Raw genomic sequence first — 17,790 nt, 5'->3', positions numbered from 1 at the left:
CTTGAGGGCGTTGTTGTATTCTCTTGGTCTTTATTTGTCTAACGACATACCAATCTGATTCAGCTTGGTTTGGAACTGCTCTACACTGTCGGCTTTATAGGTAGGAGAACCGTTAAAATAGCGTGGCTTCTCTGGCAACATCGCATTCTTGAGTTCTTGTTCCTGATCGACATTGTCATGGTACACCGTTACACGGTTTGGGATATCCTGCTTCATAAATGCCATTTTGGTTCTCCTTTATTAAGACGAATCTTAAGCGTAGAACTGAACAAAAAATGCGCAAAAACTCATCATTAAAAATTTGATCTTCTAGACAATATTAGGATCTATTGACCTTTCGAACTTGGCTCTTGGATCTGATAGAGGCGGCGTTCATTCTCTGCGCAAGTAGTCTCACAGTTACACACTTTGTCAACGCCGACGTTATTCAAGCCACCGCAACTGCCTTGAATGCGTTTATTGTGAAAGATCACGCCCAGTGACATCAACAAAATGATGGCTAAGAACCCAAGAAAAGTGAACAACCAAACCATTACTTCACCTCTTTCACGTAAGAAGAAACCAATGCTTTAAGTTTAGTTGGGCGCAACGTCATGAGTGTGTTTTTTGATTGAGATTGAGGATTGATCAATAGCGAAGGCGCTTTTTTGCTACCACAGCCACCGCAACCACCTTTTTTGACGTGATTGGTCGAAGGGCGACCTTGCGTCGCAACCGTTAATGGCGATCGAGGCACACCCATTACATCATCCAGTGAGCTGCGAGTCGATAGCTTAAAGACTTGTTTACCACTGCTCAAGAGCTTACCAAGCGCACGTTCCCCAATGTTGCGAACCAACACTGCATCCACATGATATTCTTGCAAAGATTGAATAAGTTGAGATTTTGCTTTACAGCCAGCTTGTGGCATAGAAGCAATATTAGCTAGGTTTTTCAACAGCCCTTCCGTATCGGAATAAATCGCAATGTATGGGGCTTTTACAAAATGATTGGCGACGCGTTCGCCGTCATTCGGAATAGCGTAAATCATGAGTTTGACTCCTGGTCAGGAAAAACAAGTGCATGACCCTCAACTAGGCTTTTCGCGACTTTAAAACGCGCGCTTTTAACCGTATTACCAAAGGTCTGGCGAGAGACTCCCATTTGGTCGGCAGCTTGCTGCTGGCTCAATCCTTCCAGATCGGCTAATCGCAATGCCTCTAGTTCTTCTGGCAATATGTTGACTTTCTCCAGCTCATAAAACGGTACGCCATTGGGCTTAAAACAATGGTGTGCTGCACGTCCACATATGCGTCTTTCTATTTTTGGTCTCGCCATCACATCCTCTCTACAAAACGCCTTAACCTTACGCTCGTTTATGGCATATGCCAATTATAGTTTTTAGCATATGCCAATATCTTAGTTTGCAAAAATCGTATTCATAGCGAAATATTCGTTAGACATCTAATAATAATGCAACAGCACATACAAACCACCATACGATTCATTGACATGAGTCGATAAAAAACCTTTCATTTCTGTGGCTATTTTCATCAAAAATTCACCAACACTTTCACGCTCATTAACAAACAAAGCTATAATTCACCTAACACATTAGTTTGAACACTAATGATTAATTAGTTACCCTAAGTGAGCAATTTAGAGAAAGGAAACTCAATATGACGTACAAAACTCCCTTACTACTAGCGATTGGTGCGCTAGCAGCGACCAACGCAAACGCAAGTGAGTGTGGAACGGTTACCATTGCAGATATGAACTGGAACTCTGCAACACTGATTGCCAACGTGGACCGTTTTATTCTTGAGCACGGCTACGGCTGTGATGCCGAACTCATCCCTGGCGACACCATGCCAACTGGCACCTCAATGATCGAAAAAGGACAGCCCGATGTGGCACCAGAGCTTTGGAGTAACAGCCTTAAAGATGCACTAGATAAAGGCGTTGAAGAAAAGCGCCTACGCTATGCTGGTAAAGCACTCGTCGATGGCGGTGAAGAAGGTTTCTGGATCCCTGCCTACCTTGTTAAACAATACCCTGAAATGAAAACCATCGAAGGTGTGAAAAAACACGCGAAGCTGTTCTCTCACCCAGAAGACAAAGCAAAATCGGCATTTTACAGCTGCCCAGCTGGTTGGAACTGTCAAATCAGCGCCGGTAACCTTTTCAAAGCGATGGACCTTGCCGGATCAGGCTTTGATATTATCGACCCAGGGTCAAGTGCAGGTCTGTCTGGCTCAATAGCAAAAGCCTACGAACGTGAAGAAGCCTGGTTTGGTTACTACTGGGCACCAACTGCGGTTCTCGGTAAGTACGATATGGTGAAAGTGGATTTCGGTAGCGGCGTTGATGAGAAAGAATTTGTCAGCTGTACGACACAAGCTGATTGCGAAAATCCAAAACCAACCATGTACCCACCTTCACCGGTTCACACTATTACGACTGAAGAGTTTGCTTCACGCTCTCCGGCTGCATACAACTACTTCACTAAACGTGGTTTCACCAATGCAGACATGAACCAATTGCTGGCTTGGATGGAAGACAACCAAGCGGACGGTGAAGAAACCATGTTCCATTTCCTAGAAAACTACCCACAGATCTGGACCGCATGGGTTCCTCAAGACGTAGCTAAAAAAGTGCAAGGTGCACTGTAAGACTTAGACGTTTCGTAAATGGTATAGGAATACCAAAATTGTTGTATGCCGAGGCTCACTTGGGTCTCGGCAAGAAAAGGAAGTAAACATGTCTGACTCGAATTGGCTTAGCGAATTCCCAGAAATGGATCGCTCAGATCTCAGAGCCATCCGCAAAACCCTAGATGGTGCCTACCGCGATTTCTCTCGCGAATACGGCGACCTTATTGAATCATTCTTCGATCCTCTTCTCTCATTTCTCGTTTGGTTCGAAAAACTCCTCATTTCTACACCATGGATGATCATCCTTGGTGTATGTACCGCGTTGGTTTATGCCGCAAGCCGATCGTGGAAACTGGCTGTCGCGTGTTTCGTGTCATTAATCCTGATTGGGTACTTTGGCATGTGGGAAGACACGATGCGGACGCTCAGCATCATCACGGTGTGTACCATGCTCGCCATTGCGCTCGGCATTCCTATCGGTATTGCCATGGCACGCTCCAATCGCGTGCAATCCGTCGTGACACCACTGCTCGACGTGATGCAAACCATGCCCGCGTTCGTCTATCTGATTCCGGTCGTTATGCTCCTTGGTATCGGTAAGATCCCAGGTTTGATTGCTGTTGTGATCTACGCGATTCCACCAGTCATTCGTTTAACCAACTTAGGCATTCGACTCGTAGATAAGGAAGTTCTTGAAGCCGCCACCGCCTTTGGTGCAAGTAACAAGCAACGCTTAGTTGGCGTACAATTACCTTTGGCAATGCCAACCATTATGGCTGGTATCAACCAAACCATCATGATGGCACTTTCTATGGTTGTTATCGCTTCTATGATTGGCGTTAAAGGCTTAGGTCAGCCAGTATTAAAATCAATTACCAACCAGTATTTCACCCTTGGTCTGCTTAACGGGCTAGCAATTGTAGCACTGGCGATTCTGTTTGACCGAGCGTCGCAAGCTTACGCGAAGCGAACCCAAGCACACTTAGGAGATCTGAAACATGACTAAGCCACTTATTGAAATTAGCGGGCTGTATAAGATCTTCGGACCAAAGCCAAAAACAGTGATTGAGCGAGTAAAACAAGGCCAGAGCAAAGACCAAATTCTGGCTGATACGGGTCATACCGTTGGTTTAAAAGACATCAATCTGCAAATTAACAAAGGCGAAATCTTCGTTATTATGGGGCTATCTGGCTCTGGTAAGTCGACCATGATTCGCCACTTCAACCGTTTAATTGACCCAACCATGGGGCAAATCTTAGTTGAAGGCGTCGACGTAATGCAGCTGTCACCAAAAGAGCTAGAAGAGTTTCGCCGCCATAAAATGTCGATGGTATTTCAACGCTTCGGTCTTTTGCCCCATCGTACTGTGGTTGACAACGTAGCTTACGGCTTGGAAATCCAAGGCATCAAAAAAGAAGCGCGTCTTGCGAAAGCCAATGAATGGTTGGAGACAGTTGGTCTGAAAGGTTACGAGAACCAATACCCTGCGCAGCTTTCTGGTGGTCAGCAACAACGTGTAGGCTTGGCTCGTGCACTGGCGACTGACGCCGAGATCCTATTGATGGATGAAGCGTTCTCGGCACTCGACCCTCTGATCCGTAGCGAGATGCAAGATCAGCTGATTGAACTCCAAGAGAAGCTACATAAGACCATTATCTTTATCACTCACGATTTGGATGAAGCGCTTCGCTTGGGTGACCGTATCGCTATTTTGAAAGATGGCGAGTTAGTACAACAAGGTTCTCCAGACGAGATTCTGCTACACCCTGCTGATGAATATGTAGAGGCCTTCGTGAAGGACGTAAACCGAGCACGCGCTCTGACGGTTGAAACCGTGATGCAGCCACCAGCGTATCGCATTGCAGCAACAACCATTGAAGAAGCCCTTGTTGAGATGAAACGCGTGAAACAAGACTACGCGTACCACGTGACCGATGATGGCTATCAAGGAGTGGTTACCAAAGAGAGCTTGCTAGATGCTGCGAAAACCGATGCAGCACAAGAGCTGGCAGAAGAGATCTACGAAGAAGTGCCTGTTGTCTCTCCTGATTCCGTAATTGAAGAAGTACTTCCAGACACCATGTCTTGTGACTACTCACTGCCGGTTGTGGATGACGAAGGTAATCTGCAAGGTGAACTAGAACGTAGCGCCGTGGCTGAAATCTTTACTGATAATACCGAAGAGGAGTCTCCGTCAAAGGAGGTCAAAACACCACCCGCAATGGATAAAGCATCCTAATACGCAAAAGGCTCATCATCTGATGAGCCTTTTTTGTCTGGTGGCGGTTTAAAAATTGCGCTACGAAAGTCAAAACATAAACACAAGGAACACAACCAACAGAAAAATACCAAAATAGCTGATGCGTATTCGCATCGCTTTCGACATTGGTTTGTGCGGACGCTTGCCTAAAGTGATAATCGACAGCCCGATATAACCGGTGCAATAACTCAATCTCCACAGGAAAATTTCTATAATAATAGAACGAACAATTGCTCGAAGAACGACTGTAACCAATTCTTCCATTTTCTTCTCCTATCCCTTTTATTTGCAAATCACTGACGTTAAAGATTTTTTCTTACAGAAGCTGTTCAATGGTTTGCTTTGTTCTGACGCAGGTTTAGGAAACAAGTCTATTATTATCACGGTATACCTAAGTGACCTTAGCATACATGCAACGAGATTACTTTGGTATATCAACTTGTTGATTTAGAGAGGAATAAAATGAAAAAGACACTATTAGCACTCACTGGTGCGGTCGTTATTCTAGCAGGCTGTCAGGATGAGAAACCAGCAGAGACAACTGCGGTTGACATTCCTCAGGCCTCAGAAGTTGAAAGCACCGTTGATGCAACACCGATTGAAGAAGAGCAAATGATCACGACAGATACCTTTGTAGATTCTGGTCACAATGCGCAAAATTCGCTGGATTGGAACGGCATTTACAAAGGCAAACTTCCTTGTGCAGATTGCGCGGGTATCGATACAACGCTAACCCTTAACGAAGACGGCACTTATACATTAGTAGAGCTGTATGAAGGCAAAGAAGGCAACCCAATCAAATCAGAAGGTAAGTTCACTTGGAATGAATCAGGCAACACCATTACATTGGTTGATGAGTCTGGTCCAAACCAGTACTTCGTTGGTGAAAACATGCTAATGAAGTTGGATATGAACGGCGAAAAAGCGACTGGCGAACTGGCTTCATTTTACAACCTGAGCAAGATGCCTTAATACGGTATAACCATTTAATCTAGTCCTGATAAAGACCAAATCCGAGCCTCCCCCCGCTCGGATTTTTTCATTCTTGTTATTTAGAACGACAATCAAGAATTTTCATTTATTAAGAAAAATAACAATTCAACCAATTGACGCAAACGATTGCTATTGGTAGATTTCGCCATCTTTCTCATTTGTAAGTATGTCGTATGCAAATCTTTAAACGTTTCGCTGCACTTTTTCCTGCAGTACTTTCTTTCTCTGTTTTCGCTCAAACTCAACCAATCCTTGTGCAAGGTGCGATGGATATTGAAACTAGCACCCTAGTTGAAGCATTGGATGATGCCAAACAAACCACCATTGGTTCTTGGACCTTCTGGCAAGGTGATATAGATGGCTATCCAATCGTGGTTTCTCGTACCGAAGTTGGCTTGGCGAACGCTGCAGCCTCTACCACTATTGCGATTGAACACTTCAATCCAAAGTATATTATCAACCAAGGTACATCTGGTGGTCACGATCCTAAGTTATACCGCAGTGACATTGTGGTTGGCGAAGCGAGTTTCAACATGGGCGCTTACAAGTCTGAGTTTACCGAAAAAGGCAAAGGCATCGACCCAATGAAGTGGCAGAACTTCGACGTAACCATGCGTCTACGTGAAAACGGCGAGTTTGTTGAACACAAACAATTCAAAGCGGATCCGGCACTGGTTGAAACCGCTCTTTCTTTGTCTGAAGAATACAAAAAAGGCAAAGTCGTGAGAGGCTTGATTGGCTCAGCGGACGAATGGAACCGCGAAGTGGATCGTATCAACTGGTTCCATGAAACATACGGTACGTCTGTTGAAGAAATGGAGACTTCCTCTGCGGCATTGGTTGCTCAAGCTTACCAAGTGCCTTTCGTTGGTATCCGTATACTTTCGAACACAGATCAACACAAGCAAGACTTCGATCCGCAAACCGCGGTCGATTGTCAGCTATACACGGTTGATGTGATTAAAGCGCTGATCAAAAAGCAATAGTCGCTTTTAGAATCATAAAGGGAGGCTTAGCAAAGCCTCCCTTTTACTTTGTAATCGTGAGTGAGGGCTCAGTCCAAATATGCGACGAGCAAGTCTGCCTCAATAGCATTGGCGAGCTTGGGAATAGAAGAGAACAAGCGGCTCATAAACTTATGATGGTGACCACACACCACCAAATCGATGTCATTTTCCTTCGCTATACCAGCCAACTTAATATGTAGATCCCCCACCACCACCATGGACTCGCTAATTGGATAATCACTCTGCTTAGCTAAAGCATCAAGTTCTTGCATTAGCTTTTGCTCGTCCTTCGATTCCAGCGCGACCCTATCGTGATCAACAAAAACAAAAGACACCTTACTGTTTGCATCTCTTGCCATCGCAATAGCTTTGTCGATCACTACTCGACTCGAATCTGATAAATCAACTGCCACCAAAATGTGCGCATAGCTCATGATACTCTCCCAACTGACCTGCCTAAATTAAGTCTAGCATCACAAGGAATACCACGAAGCAATCACACAATCTGCGCTATAAGCACTGCTGTTTAAGCCAGTTAGTCAACTTGATGATTTCAGGCTGACGAGCACGATTCTTCTTATGTACAAAGTAAAAGCTATCCCCAGTTTCTAAGCCGTGAGAGGGGATATAAACCAAGTCTTGAGCCTTATCCCGTTCATTCAACATAAAGTCATTGGCAAACGTAATGCCTTGGTCATAGCGAGCAGCTTCGATAGCCAGCAGCATGTGACTGAAGTGCTGCATATCAATATCTTTTGGCAACTCAAACCCACCGACTTTGCACCACTCTGACCAATCTTTACCGCGCTCACGATAGATAGAATCAGTCGAAAGAATCGGATAGTGCCAGAGTGCATTCGGCATTGGTTGGTCTTGAATTTCTTTCCAGATATTGAGGCTACATACCGGATACAAAGTCTCATCATATAAACGCACAGCCATGTAATTACGCTTAGGCTTCTGCACTGTGATAAAACAGTCACCAACGCTGTCGGTTTGTTCTGGATCTCCTGCAACCATGTTGAGCGTAAGATCAATTTCCGGATGCTGACGCTTGAAGTCCGCCAATCGTGGGATTAACCATTTCACCGCCAGCGAGCTGTAAATTGCCAAGCGTAGACTGCCCTTTTCGCCTTCACGCACTTTTTGGCTCGCCATCGCAATGGCACTAATAGCAGGACTGATATCTTCAAGATAACGAAAGCCAGTATCCGAGAGCGATAACTTACGCCCCTGACGAATGAACAGGGCTTCACCAAGGTAGTCTTCTAATATGCGAATCTGATGACTCACCGCACTTTGCGTCACGTTGAGCTCCTCTGCTGCAAGGGAAAAGCTCAAATTACGAGCAACGGATTCGAAACAGTGAACCGCTCTAAGAGGTGGCAATTTCATTATCTAAAAATCTCATACTTAAACTAATAAATATCATTTCACTTCATCCTATGACATCACCTACTCTTTGGCAAAGAATGAGGAGAGGAATAACGTGAAAGTCACATCTGTCGGCGCAGCCATGCTACTATTAATTGTTGGTAACCTAATTGCGGTGCTCTCAGACGCTTTGATCAAAAGCGTCGGTAATGAGGTGCCGGTTTTTCAGTTTGTGTTTTACCGACAATTGTCAGCTGTGATGATGTTATTACCCGTGTACCTACTCACTAAACAAGCCCCATTAATGGAAGGCTTTAAATGGCATGCGGTTCGTGCGCACGTTTGGTTAACTGGTGCGATTTTTATGGTGTTTGCCATCTCATCAATGCCACTCGCTACGGCAAATGCGATCTTTTATGCAGCTCCTTTGATCATGTTGCCACTGGCAGCGATCTTCTTTGGAGAGAAGCTTTCTGCACAATCTATTGCAGCGGCAGTGATGGGCTTTGCAGGTGTACTTGTGATTATTCGTCCTGATCAGATTGATTGGGCGGCGCTATCGGCATTGGTTGTCGCAGTCACTTTGGCGATCAACAACCTGCTAATTCGGAAGTTACCGAAGAACCAATCCGTACCACACACACTTTTGATGACGAATCTAGCCGGTATGCCTGTATCACTCTTGTTGGTGTTTATCGAGGGCGAAGCATGGGATTGGAGCTCATTCCCTGTAGCAGCAGGTTCAAGCTTATTCATCATGATTTATGCAGCAACCTGCGTGTTGGCTTATCGCTCTATCGATAGCAACAAAATTGCTAGCGCAGAATACAGCGGCTTGATTGGTGCCGTGATCGTTGGTTTGATTTGGTTCGGTGAAGTGCCAGATATTTTTATGGCAATTGGTACAGTAATGATTGTCGTGCCTCTGATTTGGCTATCAAAACGAGAACGCCGCAAACAAAAGCAAGCACAAGCCGCCAAACTTGCAGAAGAGCAACATCACCGAGCCCCTGCAGCGTAAGTATTTAAAAAGCCGAGCGTTCATCGCTCGGCTTTTGTATTTTAGTATCCGATATTCATGCTCGCTTCTGAAACTTGGTCTATGTACAGACATCAACACAACACCCGAATTGTCGTTGCCCTTAATTACTTGTAGAAGAGGTGATCTTACCTAGCCCGTACAGCGTGATTTCTCGCTCATTCATATTGTAGATATTGTCAGCCGATGCTGCGTTTATAGTGAAGTAATAAAAGCCTTCTGGGTCGGGTAATCCCATTTTTCTGTAGTAATCAATGTATGGCTGATGATATTCGTGACCAACAGGAAAGTCTGTGGCAACGTCATCCCCAGCTCCCCAAGAATGCACTCCGATCGTCGCCCCACTTTCTATCGTTCTATTCACGCCAGCTACAAACAAATCTGTACCACCAGAGGCTATTTCTCCATCAGCAGCAATGTAAGAATCTAAATGGCTTGCACGTACTTGGTAAGCGAGCTCTAGGTTTGCATCATCATCAGCAGAGCCATCAATACTAATAAACTTAAGTAGTTTAATCTCTGGGTGCTTTTTCATCATACGTTCAAATGCAGCAGGTGACCCTTTACAAACGACCCCTTGTAATTCTGCCACATCCCCCTTAACTGCAAAGGATAGACTAGGTTCATCTGGAAACAGTTGATCTCCACATTGTGATACAAACAAATTAGGTGCATTAGCTGGAGTAGAAGAATGGCTTTGTCCTTCGATACCACAGCCTGTCAACGCAATCAATATAATCATCGTCAATGTTTGTTTCTTCATCACTACTCCAATAAAACATCATTCAATAAAGAGACAAATTTTAAACAAAAAAACAGCCTCTTCTATCGATGCTTACATACGCTTACAGACTCTCCCAACGCTCGTCTCGCTGTTAACGTCATCGAACTTGAAATTCAATGAAGCGTTGCCTGCTATAGTTAAAACAGTAAATAACAAAATTAAGGCAGCATTGAATTCATCATTACCTCTCGGAAACTCTCAACACTCGGGCTTTTTTGTGCAAGAAATCGCTCTTGATTCAATTCAGCGCTGCCACTTTTTTGAGGGTCTGCGCATGCAAATTGGTTTGAAAACCACACTTCAATTCCTTGTAATTACAACATGTTTGCTTCTTTCTTTACTGACTAGTTCCTCTAACGCTTCTCCGCTTAAGGTCGGGACTTACCCATGTCCTCCTTTTGTTATTGGTTCTGTTGACAGTGATTTGAACGGTCTCAGCATTGAATTATGGGAGCAAATTGCCAAAGAAATGAACGTCGAGTTTCATTTTGAAAACCAACCTTTAGACGATCTACTCAACGCGATAGAAACAGAACAAATAGATATAGGTGTTTCATGTATTTCTATTACTCCAGAACGCGAACTGTTCGCTGATTTTTCTCATTCTTTCTACGAAACCCATCTCGCGATTGCGGTAAAAAACCAAGGCTATCTGCATACCTTGCAATCTATCTTTTTGAACCCGGCTTTGTGGCTCATCGTTGGTGCCATCATATTGGTAGCTGGCTTAGTCGGAGCATTTTTCTATGCGTTAGAAGAAGGGAAAAACGAAAAGTTATATTCAATGAAAAACAGAAGCGGTCGCTGGGTTGAAAGCTTTATTCTTGGCTTGCTGTTTATTACCCGAGGACCGTTTAACTACTTTGAATTTAAAAGCTTAACTGGGCGAATTGTGACGGTATTCATTGGTGTTTTCAGCATGCTTTTTATCGCCAGTATTACTGCAGTTTTGGCTAGCAAACTCACCCTTAGCCAAGGTTATTCCCAAATCAAAGGTATCAATGATCTTGCCAATGTTGAAGTCGGTACCAAAACGGCTACCACCTCTTCCTTGTTACTCACTAGCTTTGGCATTCGCCACAAAGACTATGCAGACATGACGGCACTTTTAACTGCCTTAGACAAAGGTGAAGTCGAGGCGATTGTCGCGGATGATGTTGTGCTCAAATACATGATTGGCAGTAGCAGACTATCTGGGCAATTTGAGGATTTAGAAGTGTTGCCGTACCAACTAGAAAAACAGAACTACGGCTTCATCATCACAGAGAACAACCGTTATGAGGAAGAGATTAACCGCGCGCTGTTACAAATCCGTGAATCACGAAAGTGGCGTAAAACGTTGGTCGACTATTTCGCAGACAAGTAGTATTCACCACTATCTTCTAAAACGAAAAAAGCCCTTAAGTTCAATGAACAAATGGGCTTATGTATTCAATCTAGTTGGCGATTATTGCGGTAGAACCACTTTACCATCTTGAATTGGGAAAGTTTTGCCTGCAGGTTTGCTCTTCATGCGCACAGTCGTTGGTGCACCCGCGACTTCATAAGTGACATCGTAACCTACTACTTTTTCTGAAGTGGTGTATTCAGTGTGGCATTGTTTCTCTGTTGAAGTCACAACATCGCCCTTCTGCACATTGTCTTGAATTTCACGCCCCGCCATTGCACCGGCGATGGTTCCTGCCGCCGTTGCAATCACTTTACCTGAACCACCACCGATTTGGTTACCTAATGCAGCACCCGCCGCCGCACCGCCAACCGTGCCAAGGATCTTGTTGTTGTCTTTAGGTGCAACTTGGTGCGTCACTACAACATCTTTACACACTTGATGTGGGTTCTTCACGGTTTCAGTTACCGCTTCAACAAGCGTAATGTTTGCTTCAGTTGGTGCAGGTGGCGTTTTGTCTTTACAGCCTGCTAGTACAGCAACCACTGCCGTCGCGATTGCGATAGATTTCATATTCATGGATTACTTCCCAGTACAGTTATCTTTGATTGGCGGTATAGTAAATCGAGAACTGTAATTCACATCAGGTAAAAACAAGCCCGAGGTCATTAGCAGGTTAAAAAACGGCGTTTTATAAACGGAATGTCAGGAGGTAATCTTGAAAAGGTCAATCGGAGCCAGATCACATCAATGCTGACTATGAATCGCCCAGCAACTACTAAGTCAGATTGAGTAAACTTTAAGCAACCACCATCCATCGAGTCCAAAAGGCGAGCAAAATCGATGCGAACATGACCCAAACCAGCGTCGCGGCTGTCAGTGTACCCACCAAGCTCAAGCGGTAGCTAAAGTAAAAGACAGACATCAGATACGCCGCATAAGGTATTAGAGAGTAGATACCGAACAGTGCGGTTTGGCGCAGTGCCTCCATATCTCGCTCGCTGCCCACAATAAAGTGCGCAATCAATGCGAAGGTCGGAAACAAAGGCACCAAACCTGCAATATAGAAGCTTTTTGATTTAGAGAGCATGGCAATGACGAGTACTGCCACCGCACCGAGTAACGATTTGAGAAAAAGACTGGTCATCAATATCTATCAAACCGTCTAAGCTAAACTCAAAAACAGCTCATCATCTGTCAGATATTTATGACGATGGCTTAGACTGCGTAAGTGCATAAACATAAAGTCAGGAAAACCTGGAGCAATGACGTTGTTTGGCTCCCAGAAGATGCCACCCACGAAAACGTAGCGGCCTTGCTTTTCATCATCATGCAAAGGGTTATTGATTGGTGTCGACAATTCAGCGCGGCATCCTTCAACCACACAGACGATTTGCCCTTTAAAAATGCCAATTACACGTTTAACAAGGTTCGCTTTTATTCCGCACTTCCATGCTTGGCGCGTTGCCCACTCATAACCGTGTTTGTTAATCGCTTTTTTCTGTAAATGCACAACCAAATTCATCGCTCATTCCCGAGTTGACCTTTGTTTGTACTATAACCAAATCGCCTTCTCGGTTTGCCGATTTTAATTTGTCGAAACCATAGAAGATAAAAATCAAGAAACGGGAGCTTTACAACAATTCGCCTTTTCCTTAACGAATTTTAGGATTTTTCTGACAATATAAAACAACTTCTGTTGCATAGAATGGCGTCATATTTATAAAAATAACGACAACAATAAGGTGACGTATGGCTTTTGATGACTATTGGAAGAAGGTTCGTGAAAAGCACTTAAAGAGTGCCAACTTAGAAGGGCTTATTGTTAAAAGAATACGAGCGAATACAGGCAGTAAGAGGCTCCCATATCGAACGAAGTGTGGCGCACTGTGTGAAATCAAGTACAACGAAGTGTGCGACAGTCAAAAAGAGTGATGATTCTGCACCACCCTTTTCTCAGTATTTCAACTTTACCGCCGATACACACCGTTCTTACCGGACTACGCGTCAATAAGGTAGTTATCGCCTTCGTTTTCTAGGCGATCGATCAGTACGCGACACTCATCGAGATCAAGCGGCTGCTCAAAACGACGCTTCAAATTCATCAAAAAGAAGATGTCTTCGCACATCGCTTTCTCTGGCTCATCGCTGATTTTCGCAACAGGTGAGCCGTTGCATGACACCATTTTAATAACGATAGACAAAGGTTTGTACGCAACACCTTGTGCGTTCACGTAATCACCCATATCGTTCGCAAGCGACGTACCAATGCCAAAACTCACTTGAACACGACCTTGGAAGTGCTCACAAATATCTAGCGCTTGATCGAAGTTCAAACCATCGGTAAACACCAAGGTTTTCGTCATTGGATCGATGCCAAGCGATTGATAATGCATAATCATCTTTTCGCCCCATGTGTAAGGGCAGCCACTATCATGACGCACTCCCACATAAGCATTACTGAGTTCTTCATCAAAGTCTTTTAAGAACGCATCAATACCAATGGTGTCCGTTAATGCAATGCCTAACGCGCCATTAAACATCTTTTGCCAACGCTGCAGAGCTACCTTTTGTGAATCACGAACATTCACGAGCGCTTGGTGCCCCATAAACCATTCGTGTGCCACTGTACCGATTGGCGTGAGATCGAGCTCTTTCGCCAAATGGTAGTTACTGGTTCCAGTTAGACTGTCAGGCAACTCTTCGCTCAGATACTGCAACATTGATCGCTGAGCTTGGAACGAGAAACGACGACGAGTCGACATATCAGCAAACTTAAAGTTGGTGATATTACGACGTTTCAGCTCTGCTTTAAGGAGACGAACCTTCTCTTCTAAAACCGATTGGAACTGCTCGACTGGGATCTCTGCCCAACGTGCACGGCTACGCACTTCGGACACAATACTCATGATGATGGTTTCGTAAAGAATGGTTTCTTTCCAAAGACCATTGATGGTAATGCGTAATTGGCTTGTGCCATCAGCCATGGTTTTCGTATTGAAAGAAACATCGCGTTGAGGGTTAAAACGAAACGCATGCAGTGCATCAACAAACTCAGGACTTAGATAAGGCGCAACACCTTTCATGTACTCAATTTCTTCTGCAGAGAAGGTGATATCTTGCAGTTTAAGTACTTCAGCTTTCACCTCTGGCAGCAATTCAGATAGGTCTTCTTCACTGCGCACGATGAATTTATAAGACACCATCGCATCGGGATAAAGCGCTGCAACAGCACTCATCATGTTCACTTTGTATACGTCAAAATCTAACGCACTTTGGATGATGCGAGACGAAAATAAATTGGTGGTCATTCGGAGCCCTTCTACACGCCCTTTTTCGTTTATACCCAAATTCCCTCAGCACGGTACAAACCGCATCTTATTGTTTTCCCGACAAAGTTGGGGGAAAGTTCTCAACAAGGCAAACTTGGGTATATAACTTGTTGTTACTAACTTAATTGCGTAAACAATAAACACCCACTTAGGGTTTGTCAACTTTTGTTACTAACCACTCATTTTTATAAGGTTTTTACGCACAAAATTCGGACAGTTATTGTGGATAACCTGAGCAGATAAGCACACCTTTGCTTAAAGAGGAACGCTAGACAACAATGAACACGTTTCTAACAATCGGTTACTTACCCATTGATTGACTACTTGTTATGCGCTAGATTACTTACAAATTATTCTCAGGACCAAATCATGATCGTAACCGTCGACATTATTCCATTCAGACTATCTGGCTGCGCCGATAAGGGGTTGGAAGTGTTGCTGATCAAGCGTTCGAACCCGGAACGTCCGTACCACGGTGTATGGGCCCTACCCGGCGGGTTTGTGTTTGATAAAGACATGACCCACGAAGGTGGACGCCCGGCGGACGAGAACTTTGAAGCAGCACGACGCCGTATCTGCCGCGAAAAAATCCATACCTACCCTCGTCACTTTAGTGAAGCCTTTGTCGATGGCGACCCAAAACGCGATCCTGAAGATTGGAGTCTGAACATCACTCACTACGCCTTGGTTGACCGTAACAACAAAGAGCAAATCGACAACGCTGGCGTTCCAGAATGTCATCTAAAGTGGTTCCCACTACAAGCAATCCTTGATGCTGAAGAGACCCTCGCTTTTGATCACCAAAAGATGATTGAAAAGGCATGGCAGAAGTTGCGCGCCTCTATCGAATACACCTCGGTCCTATTGTTCGCACTTGATAAAGAGTTTCTGGTTGCCGACATCATTGCCGCCTATCAAGAGTTCGGTATCGACATCAGTCGCATGACGATCAAACGACGCTTGATTGATTCAGGTGTACTCAAGCCAACCAACAAAGTCGCTTCCACTAACAAAGGTAAAGGCGGCAAACCAGCGATGGTCTACACCCTAGCAAGCGACGAAGTAACCTTTTTCCAAAACTGTTTGCGTGGCTAACGCAAGCATAAAGACAGACAAGGAGTCTGCCATGACAGTTCGAGTTAATTACCAAACCACAGCAGTGATCGACGTGGATCCTGAGAAAGGTTTCACCGAACTTTGCCCTGACGAACTGCCAGTCACTGGCGCATTAGAAATCGTTCCAGAACTACTAAAGAACCACGCGAAAGGTCACTTAAAGCTCGTCAGCCGTGATTTGCATCCACCAAAAGCGGCGTGGGACGCAGAAACGCCAGCGAATATGCTTGAACCAGTAGGCTTACCTAACGTGGATATTAAGTGGAACCGCCATTGTGTGCTTGGCACTACGGGCGTTGAACTGTTGGACGGCCTACCTCCTGTTCTGGAGTACGATTTCCAAGTGAACAAAGGCATGGACCCAGACGCACATCCTTACGGTATCTTTTTCCACGACGTGGCTGATACCAAAACCACAGGTGCGAATGAGTTCCTCAAGTTCAACAACATCGATACAGTTGTTGTCGGCGGCTTAGCGCTCGATTTTTGTGTAAAAAAATCCGTCACTCAAGCACTCGACTTAGGCTTCAAAGTAATTGTGAACCTAGCTTCTAGCCGTGCGGTCTTGCCAGATACCGTCGATGCGGTGATTGCAGAGATGAAAGAGAAAGGAGCGATATTTGTCGACAAGGCGGATGACATCATCGTTGAGAACTTCGCGTAATATATGTCGATTTAAATCTAAGCCCATCAGCTTTTGCTTAAAAAGAAAACGGTCCAGCTTATCTGGACCGTTTTTTGTTTGTGGCGTCTAAGAAGGGGATTACTTAATCACACCACACACAATGCGAGCGCCGCCGCCACCAAGTTTTGCCGGATGGTCAGAGTGGTTATCACCACCAGCATGAACCATCAAAGCACGACCTTTTACGTCATCAAGTTTCACTCGTGGTGCCAATACTGGCTGATCCGCCATTCCATGAGCATTCACGTAAAGCGCCGGTAAATCGCCAAGATGATTGTCGTCCGTCCAAGGGAAGCCATGCTTGCCTGTTTTTTCTGGGTCATAATGCCCTCCAGCAGCACCGCCAAGAATGGTTTTACCTCCTTTGGTAATGCTGTCACACGAGCCGTTAGCATGTAAGTGGAAGCCATGCGTACCAGCGGGTAAACCCTGTAATTTCGGTGTAAAAACGGTGCCGTAATCACTGTCGCTGATCATCACGGTACCAGTTGATTGCCCAGAGCCAAGGTCAATCATTTCTACGCTTACTGTCTTGGCAAAAGTTGGGGAAGAGAGAAGCGTTAGTGCAGCAAGCCATGTTGTTTTATTCATACTGTGGGTCCTATTTATTGTTATTTATCAGTGTTGAAGCGATTTCAACACATTGGATTGACCATAGATCTCGGCAAATTCTTTCAAATTTAGCCCAGCTTTATTGCGCAGCTCTGGTGAACAATCCGCTTGATAGAGGTCTTTCGCTATGCCGATTTCACGCTTGATGAGCGCTCCCATTAATGCAGTGTTACCACGTTTATCTTGCAGACAAGCGTTAGCGCCAGAATCGAGCAGCAAGCGAACGGTTTCTCGATGTCCTTGATATGCGGCCACCATCAATGCGGTATAACTTTGGTTATTGCGTTGGTCGATTGGGAAGCCTTGAGAAACAAATGTATCGACCACTTCGTTATTACCAATTCGCGCAGCATCGAAGAACAGTTCAACCAGAGATTGGTATTCCTCTTCCAGCCTGTCTTCAGCGGCCAATAAGCTCAGCGAAAAGCTCAAAGAGAACAGAACGGTACTGAGCAAAAACACGGTTTTCATTTACTCACCCTCATTAACAGAATTGGAGAATGACCCACGGGAGCCCTGATTTTCGGGCAGAAAAGAGCAGATAAATCTCCCGCAGGTCAAAACTTA

24 protein-coding genes are annotated in these 17,790 nt (G+C 44.8%); 10 read left to right on the top strand and 14 right to left on the bottom strand.

The annotated features are described in order from the left end of the window. Positions 1–30 precede the first annotated feature (30 nt). The 4 genes from OH463_RS06245 to OH463_RS06230 all read right to left on the bottom strand — a co-directional run bounded on the left by OH463_RS06245 (position 31) and on the right by OH463_RS06230 (position 1,317). Complete coding sequence (locus OH463_RS06245) at positions 31–225, bottom strand: hypothetical protein (RefSeq protein ID WP_005452934.1); 195 nt, start codon at positions 223–225, stop codon at positions 31–33. Positions 226–326: 101 nt separating this feature from the next. Beyond that, positions 327–533, bottom strand: coding sequence for a (Na+)-NQR maturation NqrM (gene nqrM, locus OH463_RS06240; RefSeq protein ID WP_005452936.1), 207 nt, complete (start codon positions 531–533; stop codon positions 327–329). Beyond that, a complete protein-coding gene (locus OH463_RS06235; RefSeq protein ID WP_005452938.1) occupies positions 533–1,030 on the bottom strand; it encodes a NifB/NifX family molybdenum-iron cluster-binding protein in 498 nt (165 codons plus the stop codon). The genes nqrM and OH463_RS06235 overlap by 1 nt, the downstream gene beginning before the upstream one ends. Next, positions 1,027–1,317, bottom strand: coding sequence for a DUF134 domain-containing protein (locus tag OH463_RS06230; protein WP_005452940.1), 291 nt, complete (start codon positions 1,315–1,317; stop codon positions 1,027–1,029). The genes OH463_RS06235 and OH463_RS06230 overlap by 4 nt, the downstream gene beginning before the upstream one ends. A gap of 341 nt (positions 1,318–1,658) precedes the next feature. Here OH463_RS06230 and OH463_RS06225 point away from each other — a divergent pair, with 341 nt between their 5' ends. From OH463_RS06225 to OH463_RS06215, 3 genes are all read left to right on the top strand, one after another. Continuing rightward, positions 1,659–2,651 (top strand): ABC transporter substrate-binding protein, encoded by a 993-nt coding sequence (locus tag OH463_RS06225; RefSeq protein ID WP_005452943.1) that lies wholly within the window; start codon positions 1,659–1,661, stop codon positions 2,649–2,651. Positions 2,652–2,739: 88 nt separating this feature from the next. Next, positions 2,740–3,639: an ABC transporter permease gene (locus OH463_RS06220; protein WP_005429511.1), complete on the top strand. Its 900-nt coding sequence runs from the start codon at positions 2,740–2,742 to the stop codon at positions 3,637–3,639. Then, positions 3,632–4,873 (top strand): quaternary amine ABC transporter ATP-binding protein, encoded by a 1,242-nt coding sequence (locus tag OH463_RS06215; RefSeq protein ID WP_029788248.1) that lies wholly within the window; start codon positions 3,632–3,634, stop codon positions 4,871–4,873. Before OH463_RS06220 ends, OH463_RS06215 begins: the two co-directional genes overlap by 8 nt. Positions 4,874–4,942: 69 nt before the next feature. On the opposite strand, the gene OH463_RS06210 is transcribed toward OH463_RS06215, so the two are convergent. After that, complete coding sequence (locus tag OH463_RS06210) at positions 4,943–5,158, bottom strand: hypothetical protein (protein ID WP_005452947.1); 216 nt, start codon at positions 5,156–5,158, stop codon at positions 4,943–4,945. A gap of 198 nt (positions 5,159–5,356) precedes the next feature. Here OH463_RS06210 and OH463_RS06205 point away from each other — a divergent pair, with 198 nt between their 5' ends. Then, complete coding sequence (locus OH463_RS06205) at positions 5,357–5,866, top strand: copper resistance protein NlpE (protein WP_009697899.1); 510 nt, start codon at positions 5,357–5,359, stop codon at positions 5,864–5,866. Positions 5,867–6,060: 194 nt separating this feature from the next. Then, on the top strand, positions 6,061–6,873 hold the full coding sequence (locus OH463_RS06200; protein WP_269990898.1) for a 5'-methylthioadenosine/S-adenosylhomocysteine nucleosidase: 813 nt from the start codon (positions 6,061–6,063) through the stop codon (positions 6,871–6,873). A gap of 68 nt (positions 6,874–6,941) precedes the next feature. Here OH463_RS06200 and OH463_RS06195 read toward each other — a convergent pair whose 3' ends face one another. Then, complete coding sequence (locus OH463_RS06195; protein ID WP_256901858.1) at positions 6,942–7,328, bottom strand: universal stress protein; 387 nt, start codon at positions 7,326–7,328, stop codon at positions 6,942–6,944. A 76-nt stretch (positions 7,329–7,404) separates the two neighbouring features. Further along, positions 7,405–8,289, bottom strand: a complete 885-nt coding sequence (locus OH463_RS06190) for a LysR family transcriptional regulator (RefSeq protein ID WP_047514143.1) — start codon at positions 8,287–8,289, stop codon at positions 7,405–7,407. A 94-nt stretch (positions 8,290–8,383) separates the two neighbouring features. Between OH463_RS06190 and OH463_RS06185 the strand changes: the two genes are divergently transcribed. After that, positions 8,384–9,289, top strand: coding sequence for a DMT family transporter (locus OH463_RS06185; RefSeq protein ID WP_009697902.1), 906 nt, complete (start codon positions 8,384–8,386; stop codon positions 9,287–9,289). 121 nt (positions 9,290–9,410) lie between these two features. On the opposite strand, the gene OH463_RS06180 is transcribed toward OH463_RS06185, so the two are convergent. Then, positions 9,411–10,070: an alpha/beta hydrolase gene (locus tag OH463_RS06180; RefSeq protein ID WP_009697903.1), complete on the bottom strand. Its 660-nt coding sequence runs from the start codon at positions 10,068–10,070 to the stop codon at positions 9,411–9,413. Between the two features lie 295 nt (positions 10,071–10,365). On the opposite strand from OH463_RS06180, the gene OH463_RS06175 reads away from it, so the two are divergent. Continuing rightward, complete coding sequence (locus OH463_RS06175; RefSeq protein ID WP_269990893.1) at positions 10,366–11,457, top strand: transporter substrate-binding domain-containing protein; 1,092 nt, start codon at positions 10,366–10,368, stop codon at positions 11,455–11,457. Positions 11,458–11,538: 81 nt separating this feature from the next. Here the strand turns inward: OH463_RS06175 and OH463_RS06170 are convergent, their stop codons facing one another. The 3 genes from OH463_RS06170 to OH463_RS06160 form a co-directional block, all read right to left on the bottom strand. Beyond that, entirely contained in the window at positions 11,539–12,057 is a 519-nt protein-coding gene (locus tag OH463_RS06170; RefSeq protein ID WP_005452967.1) for a glycine zipper 2TM domain-containing protein, read from the bottom strand. 220 nt (positions 12,058–12,277) lie between these two features. Continuing rightward, complete coding sequence (locus tag OH463_RS06165; RefSeq protein WP_009699273.1) at positions 12,278–12,625, bottom strand: GlpM family protein; 348 nt, start codon at positions 12,623–12,625, stop codon at positions 12,278–12,280. 18 nt (positions 12,626–12,643) lie between these two features. After that, positions 12,644–13,003: a hypothetical protein gene (locus OH463_RS06160; protein ID WP_005452972.1), complete on the bottom strand. Its 360-nt coding sequence runs from the start codon at positions 13,001–13,003 to the stop codon at positions 12,644–12,646. A gap of 227 nt (positions 13,004–13,230) precedes the next feature. Here OH463_RS06160 and OH463_RS26270 point away from each other — a divergent pair, with 227 nt between their 5' ends. Further along, entirely contained in the window at positions 13,231–13,413 is a 183-nt protein-coding gene (locus tag OH463_RS26270; protein ID WP_005452974.1) for a hypothetical protein, read from the top strand. Between the two features lie 65 nt (positions 13,414–13,478). On the opposite strand, the gene pncB is transcribed toward OH463_RS26270, so the two are convergent. Beyond that, positions 13,479–14,789, bottom strand: a complete 1,311-nt coding sequence (gene pncB, locus OH463_RS06155; RefSeq protein ID WP_005452976.1) for a nicotinate phosphoribosyltransferase — start codon at positions 14,787–14,789, stop codon at positions 13,479–13,481. A 390-nt stretch (positions 14,790–15,179) separates the two neighbouring features. Here pncB and OH463_RS06150 point away from each other — a divergent pair, with 390 nt between their 5' ends. Beyond that, positions 15,180–15,905, top strand: a complete 726-nt coding sequence (locus OH463_RS06150) for an NUDIX domain-containing protein (protein WP_269990891.1) — start codon at positions 15,180–15,182, stop codon at positions 15,903–15,905. A 31-nt stretch (positions 15,906–15,936) separates the two neighbouring features. Further along, entirely contained in the window at positions 15,937–16,590 is a 654-nt protein-coding gene (locus OH463_RS06145; protein WP_050907972.1) for a nicotinamidase, read from the top strand. A 99-nt stretch (positions 16,591–16,689) separates the two neighbouring features. On the opposite strand, the gene sodC is transcribed toward OH463_RS06145, so the two are convergent. Both sodC and OH463_RS06135 read right to left on the bottom strand, forming a co-directional pair. Further along, positions 16,690–17,202, bottom strand: coding sequence for a superoxide dismutase [Cu-Zn] SodC (gene sodC / locus OH463_RS06140; RefSeq protein ID WP_269990889.1), 513 nt, complete (start codon positions 17,200–17,202; stop codon positions 16,690–16,692). Positions 17,203–17,229: 27 nt separating this feature from the next. Next, entirely contained in the window at positions 17,230–17,694 is a 465-nt protein-coding gene (locus OH463_RS06135) for an ankyrin repeat domain-containing protein (RefSeq protein WP_269990887.1), read from the bottom strand. Positions 17,695–17,790 lie beyond the last annotated feature (96 nt).

This window comes from Vibrio sp. NFR (assembly GCF_027587095.1).
Classification (GTDB): domain Bacteria; phylum Pseudomonadota; class Gammaproteobacteria; order Enterobacterales; family Vibrionaceae; genus Vibrio; species Vibrio harveyi.
The sequence above is the reverse complement of the archived record's forward strand: the minus strand, read 5'-3'. Positions and strand labels throughout refer to the sequence as shown.

What these genes read in the sequence shown, in the direction of transcription:
- OH463_RS26270 (WP_005452974.1), top strand. Translation starts at nt 13,231, where the DNA reads ATGGCTTTTGATGACTATTGGAAGAAGGTTCGTGAAAAGCACTTAAAG.
- OH463_RS06220 (WP_005429511.1), top strand. Translation starts at nt 2,740, where the DNA reads ATGTCTGACTCGAATTGGCTTAGCGAATTCCCAGAAATGGATCGCTCA.
- OH463_RS06230 (WP_005452940.1), bottom strand. Translation starts at nt 1,317, where the DNA reads ATGGCGAGACCAAAAATAGAAAGACGCATATGTGGACGTGCAGCACAC.
- OH463_RS06205 (WP_009697899.1), top strand. Translation starts at nt 5,357, where the DNA reads ATGAAAAAGACACTATTAGCACTCACTGGTGCGGTCGTTATTCTAGCA.
- pncB (WP_005452976.1), bottom strand. Translation starts at nt 14,789, where the DNA reads ATGACCACCAATTTATTTTCGTCTCGCATCATCCAAAGTGCGTTAGAT.
- OH463_RS06180 (WP_009697903.1), bottom strand. Translation starts at nt 10,070, where the DNA reads ATGAAGAAACAAACATTGACGATGATTATATTGATTGCGTTGACAGGC.
- OH463_RS06235 (WP_005452938.1), bottom strand. Translation starts at nt 1,030, where the DNA reads ATGATTTACGCTATTCCGAATGACGGCGAACGCGTCGCCAATCATTTT.
- OH463_RS06195 (WP_256901858.1), bottom strand. Translation starts at nt 7,328, where the DNA reads ATGAGCTATGCGCACATTTTGGTGGCAGTTGATTTATCAGATTCGAGT.
- OH463_RS06245 (WP_005452934.1), bottom strand. Translation starts at nt 225, where the DNA reads ATGGCATTTATGAAGCAGGATATCCCAAACCGTGTAACGGTGTACCAT.
- nqrM (WP_005452936.1), bottom strand. Translation starts at nt 533, where the DNA reads ATGGTTTGGTTGTTCACTTTTCTTGGGTTCTTAGCCATCATTTTGTTG.
- OH463_RS06210 (WP_005452947.1), bottom strand. Translation starts at nt 5,158, where the DNA reads ATGGAAGAATTGGTTACAGTCGTTCTTCGAGCAATTGTTCGTTCTATT.
- OH463_RS06150 (WP_269990891.1), top strand. Translation starts at nt 15,180, where the DNA reads ATGATCGTAACCGTCGACATTATTCCATTCAGACTATCTGGCTGCGCC.
- OH463_RS06215 (WP_029788248.1), top strand. Translation starts at nt 3,632, where the DNA reads ATGACTAAGCCACTTATTGAAATTAGCGGGCTGTATAAGATCTTCGGA.
- OH463_RS06145 (WP_050907972.1), top strand. Translation starts at nt 15,937, where the DNA reads ATGACAGTTCGAGTTAATTACCAAACCACAGCAGTGATCGACGTGGAT.
- OH463_RS06175 (WP_269990893.1), top strand. Translation starts at nt 10,366, where the DNA reads ATGCAAATTGGTTTGAAAACCACACTTCAATTCCTTGTAATTACAACA.
- OH463_RS06165 (WP_009699273.1), bottom strand. Translation starts at nt 12,625, where the DNA reads ATGACCAGTCTTTTTCTCAAATCGTTACTCGGTGCGGTGGCAGTACTC.
- OH463_RS06190 (WP_047514143.1), bottom strand. Translation starts at nt 8,289, where the DNA reads ATGAAATTGCCACCTCTTAGAGCGGTTCACTGTTTCGAATCCGTTGCT.
- OH463_RS06170 (WP_005452967.1), bottom strand. Translation starts at nt 12,057, where the DNA reads ATGAATATGAAATCTATCGCAATCGCGACGGCAGTGGTTGCTGTACTA.
- OH463_RS06225 (WP_005452943.1), top strand. Translation starts at nt 1,659, where the DNA reads ATGACGTACAAAACTCCCTTACTACTAGCGATTGGTGCGCTAGCAGCG.
- OH463_RS06160 (WP_005452972.1), bottom strand. Translation starts at nt 13,003, where the DNA reads ATGAATTTGGTTGTGCATTTACAGAAAAAAGCGATTAACAAACACGGT.
- OH463_RS06135 (WP_269990887.1), bottom strand. Translation starts at nt 17,694, where the DNA reads ATGAAAACCGTGTTTTTGCTCAGTACCGTTCTGTTCTCTTTGAGCTTT.
- sodC (WP_269990889.1), bottom strand. Translation starts at nt 17,202, where the DNA reads ATGAATAAAACAACATGGCTTGCTGCACTAACGCTTCTCTCTTCCCCA.
- OH463_RS06200 (WP_269990898.1), top strand. Translation starts at nt 6,061, where the DNA reads ATGCAAATCTTTAAACGTTTCGCTGCACTTTTTCCTGCAGTACTTTCT.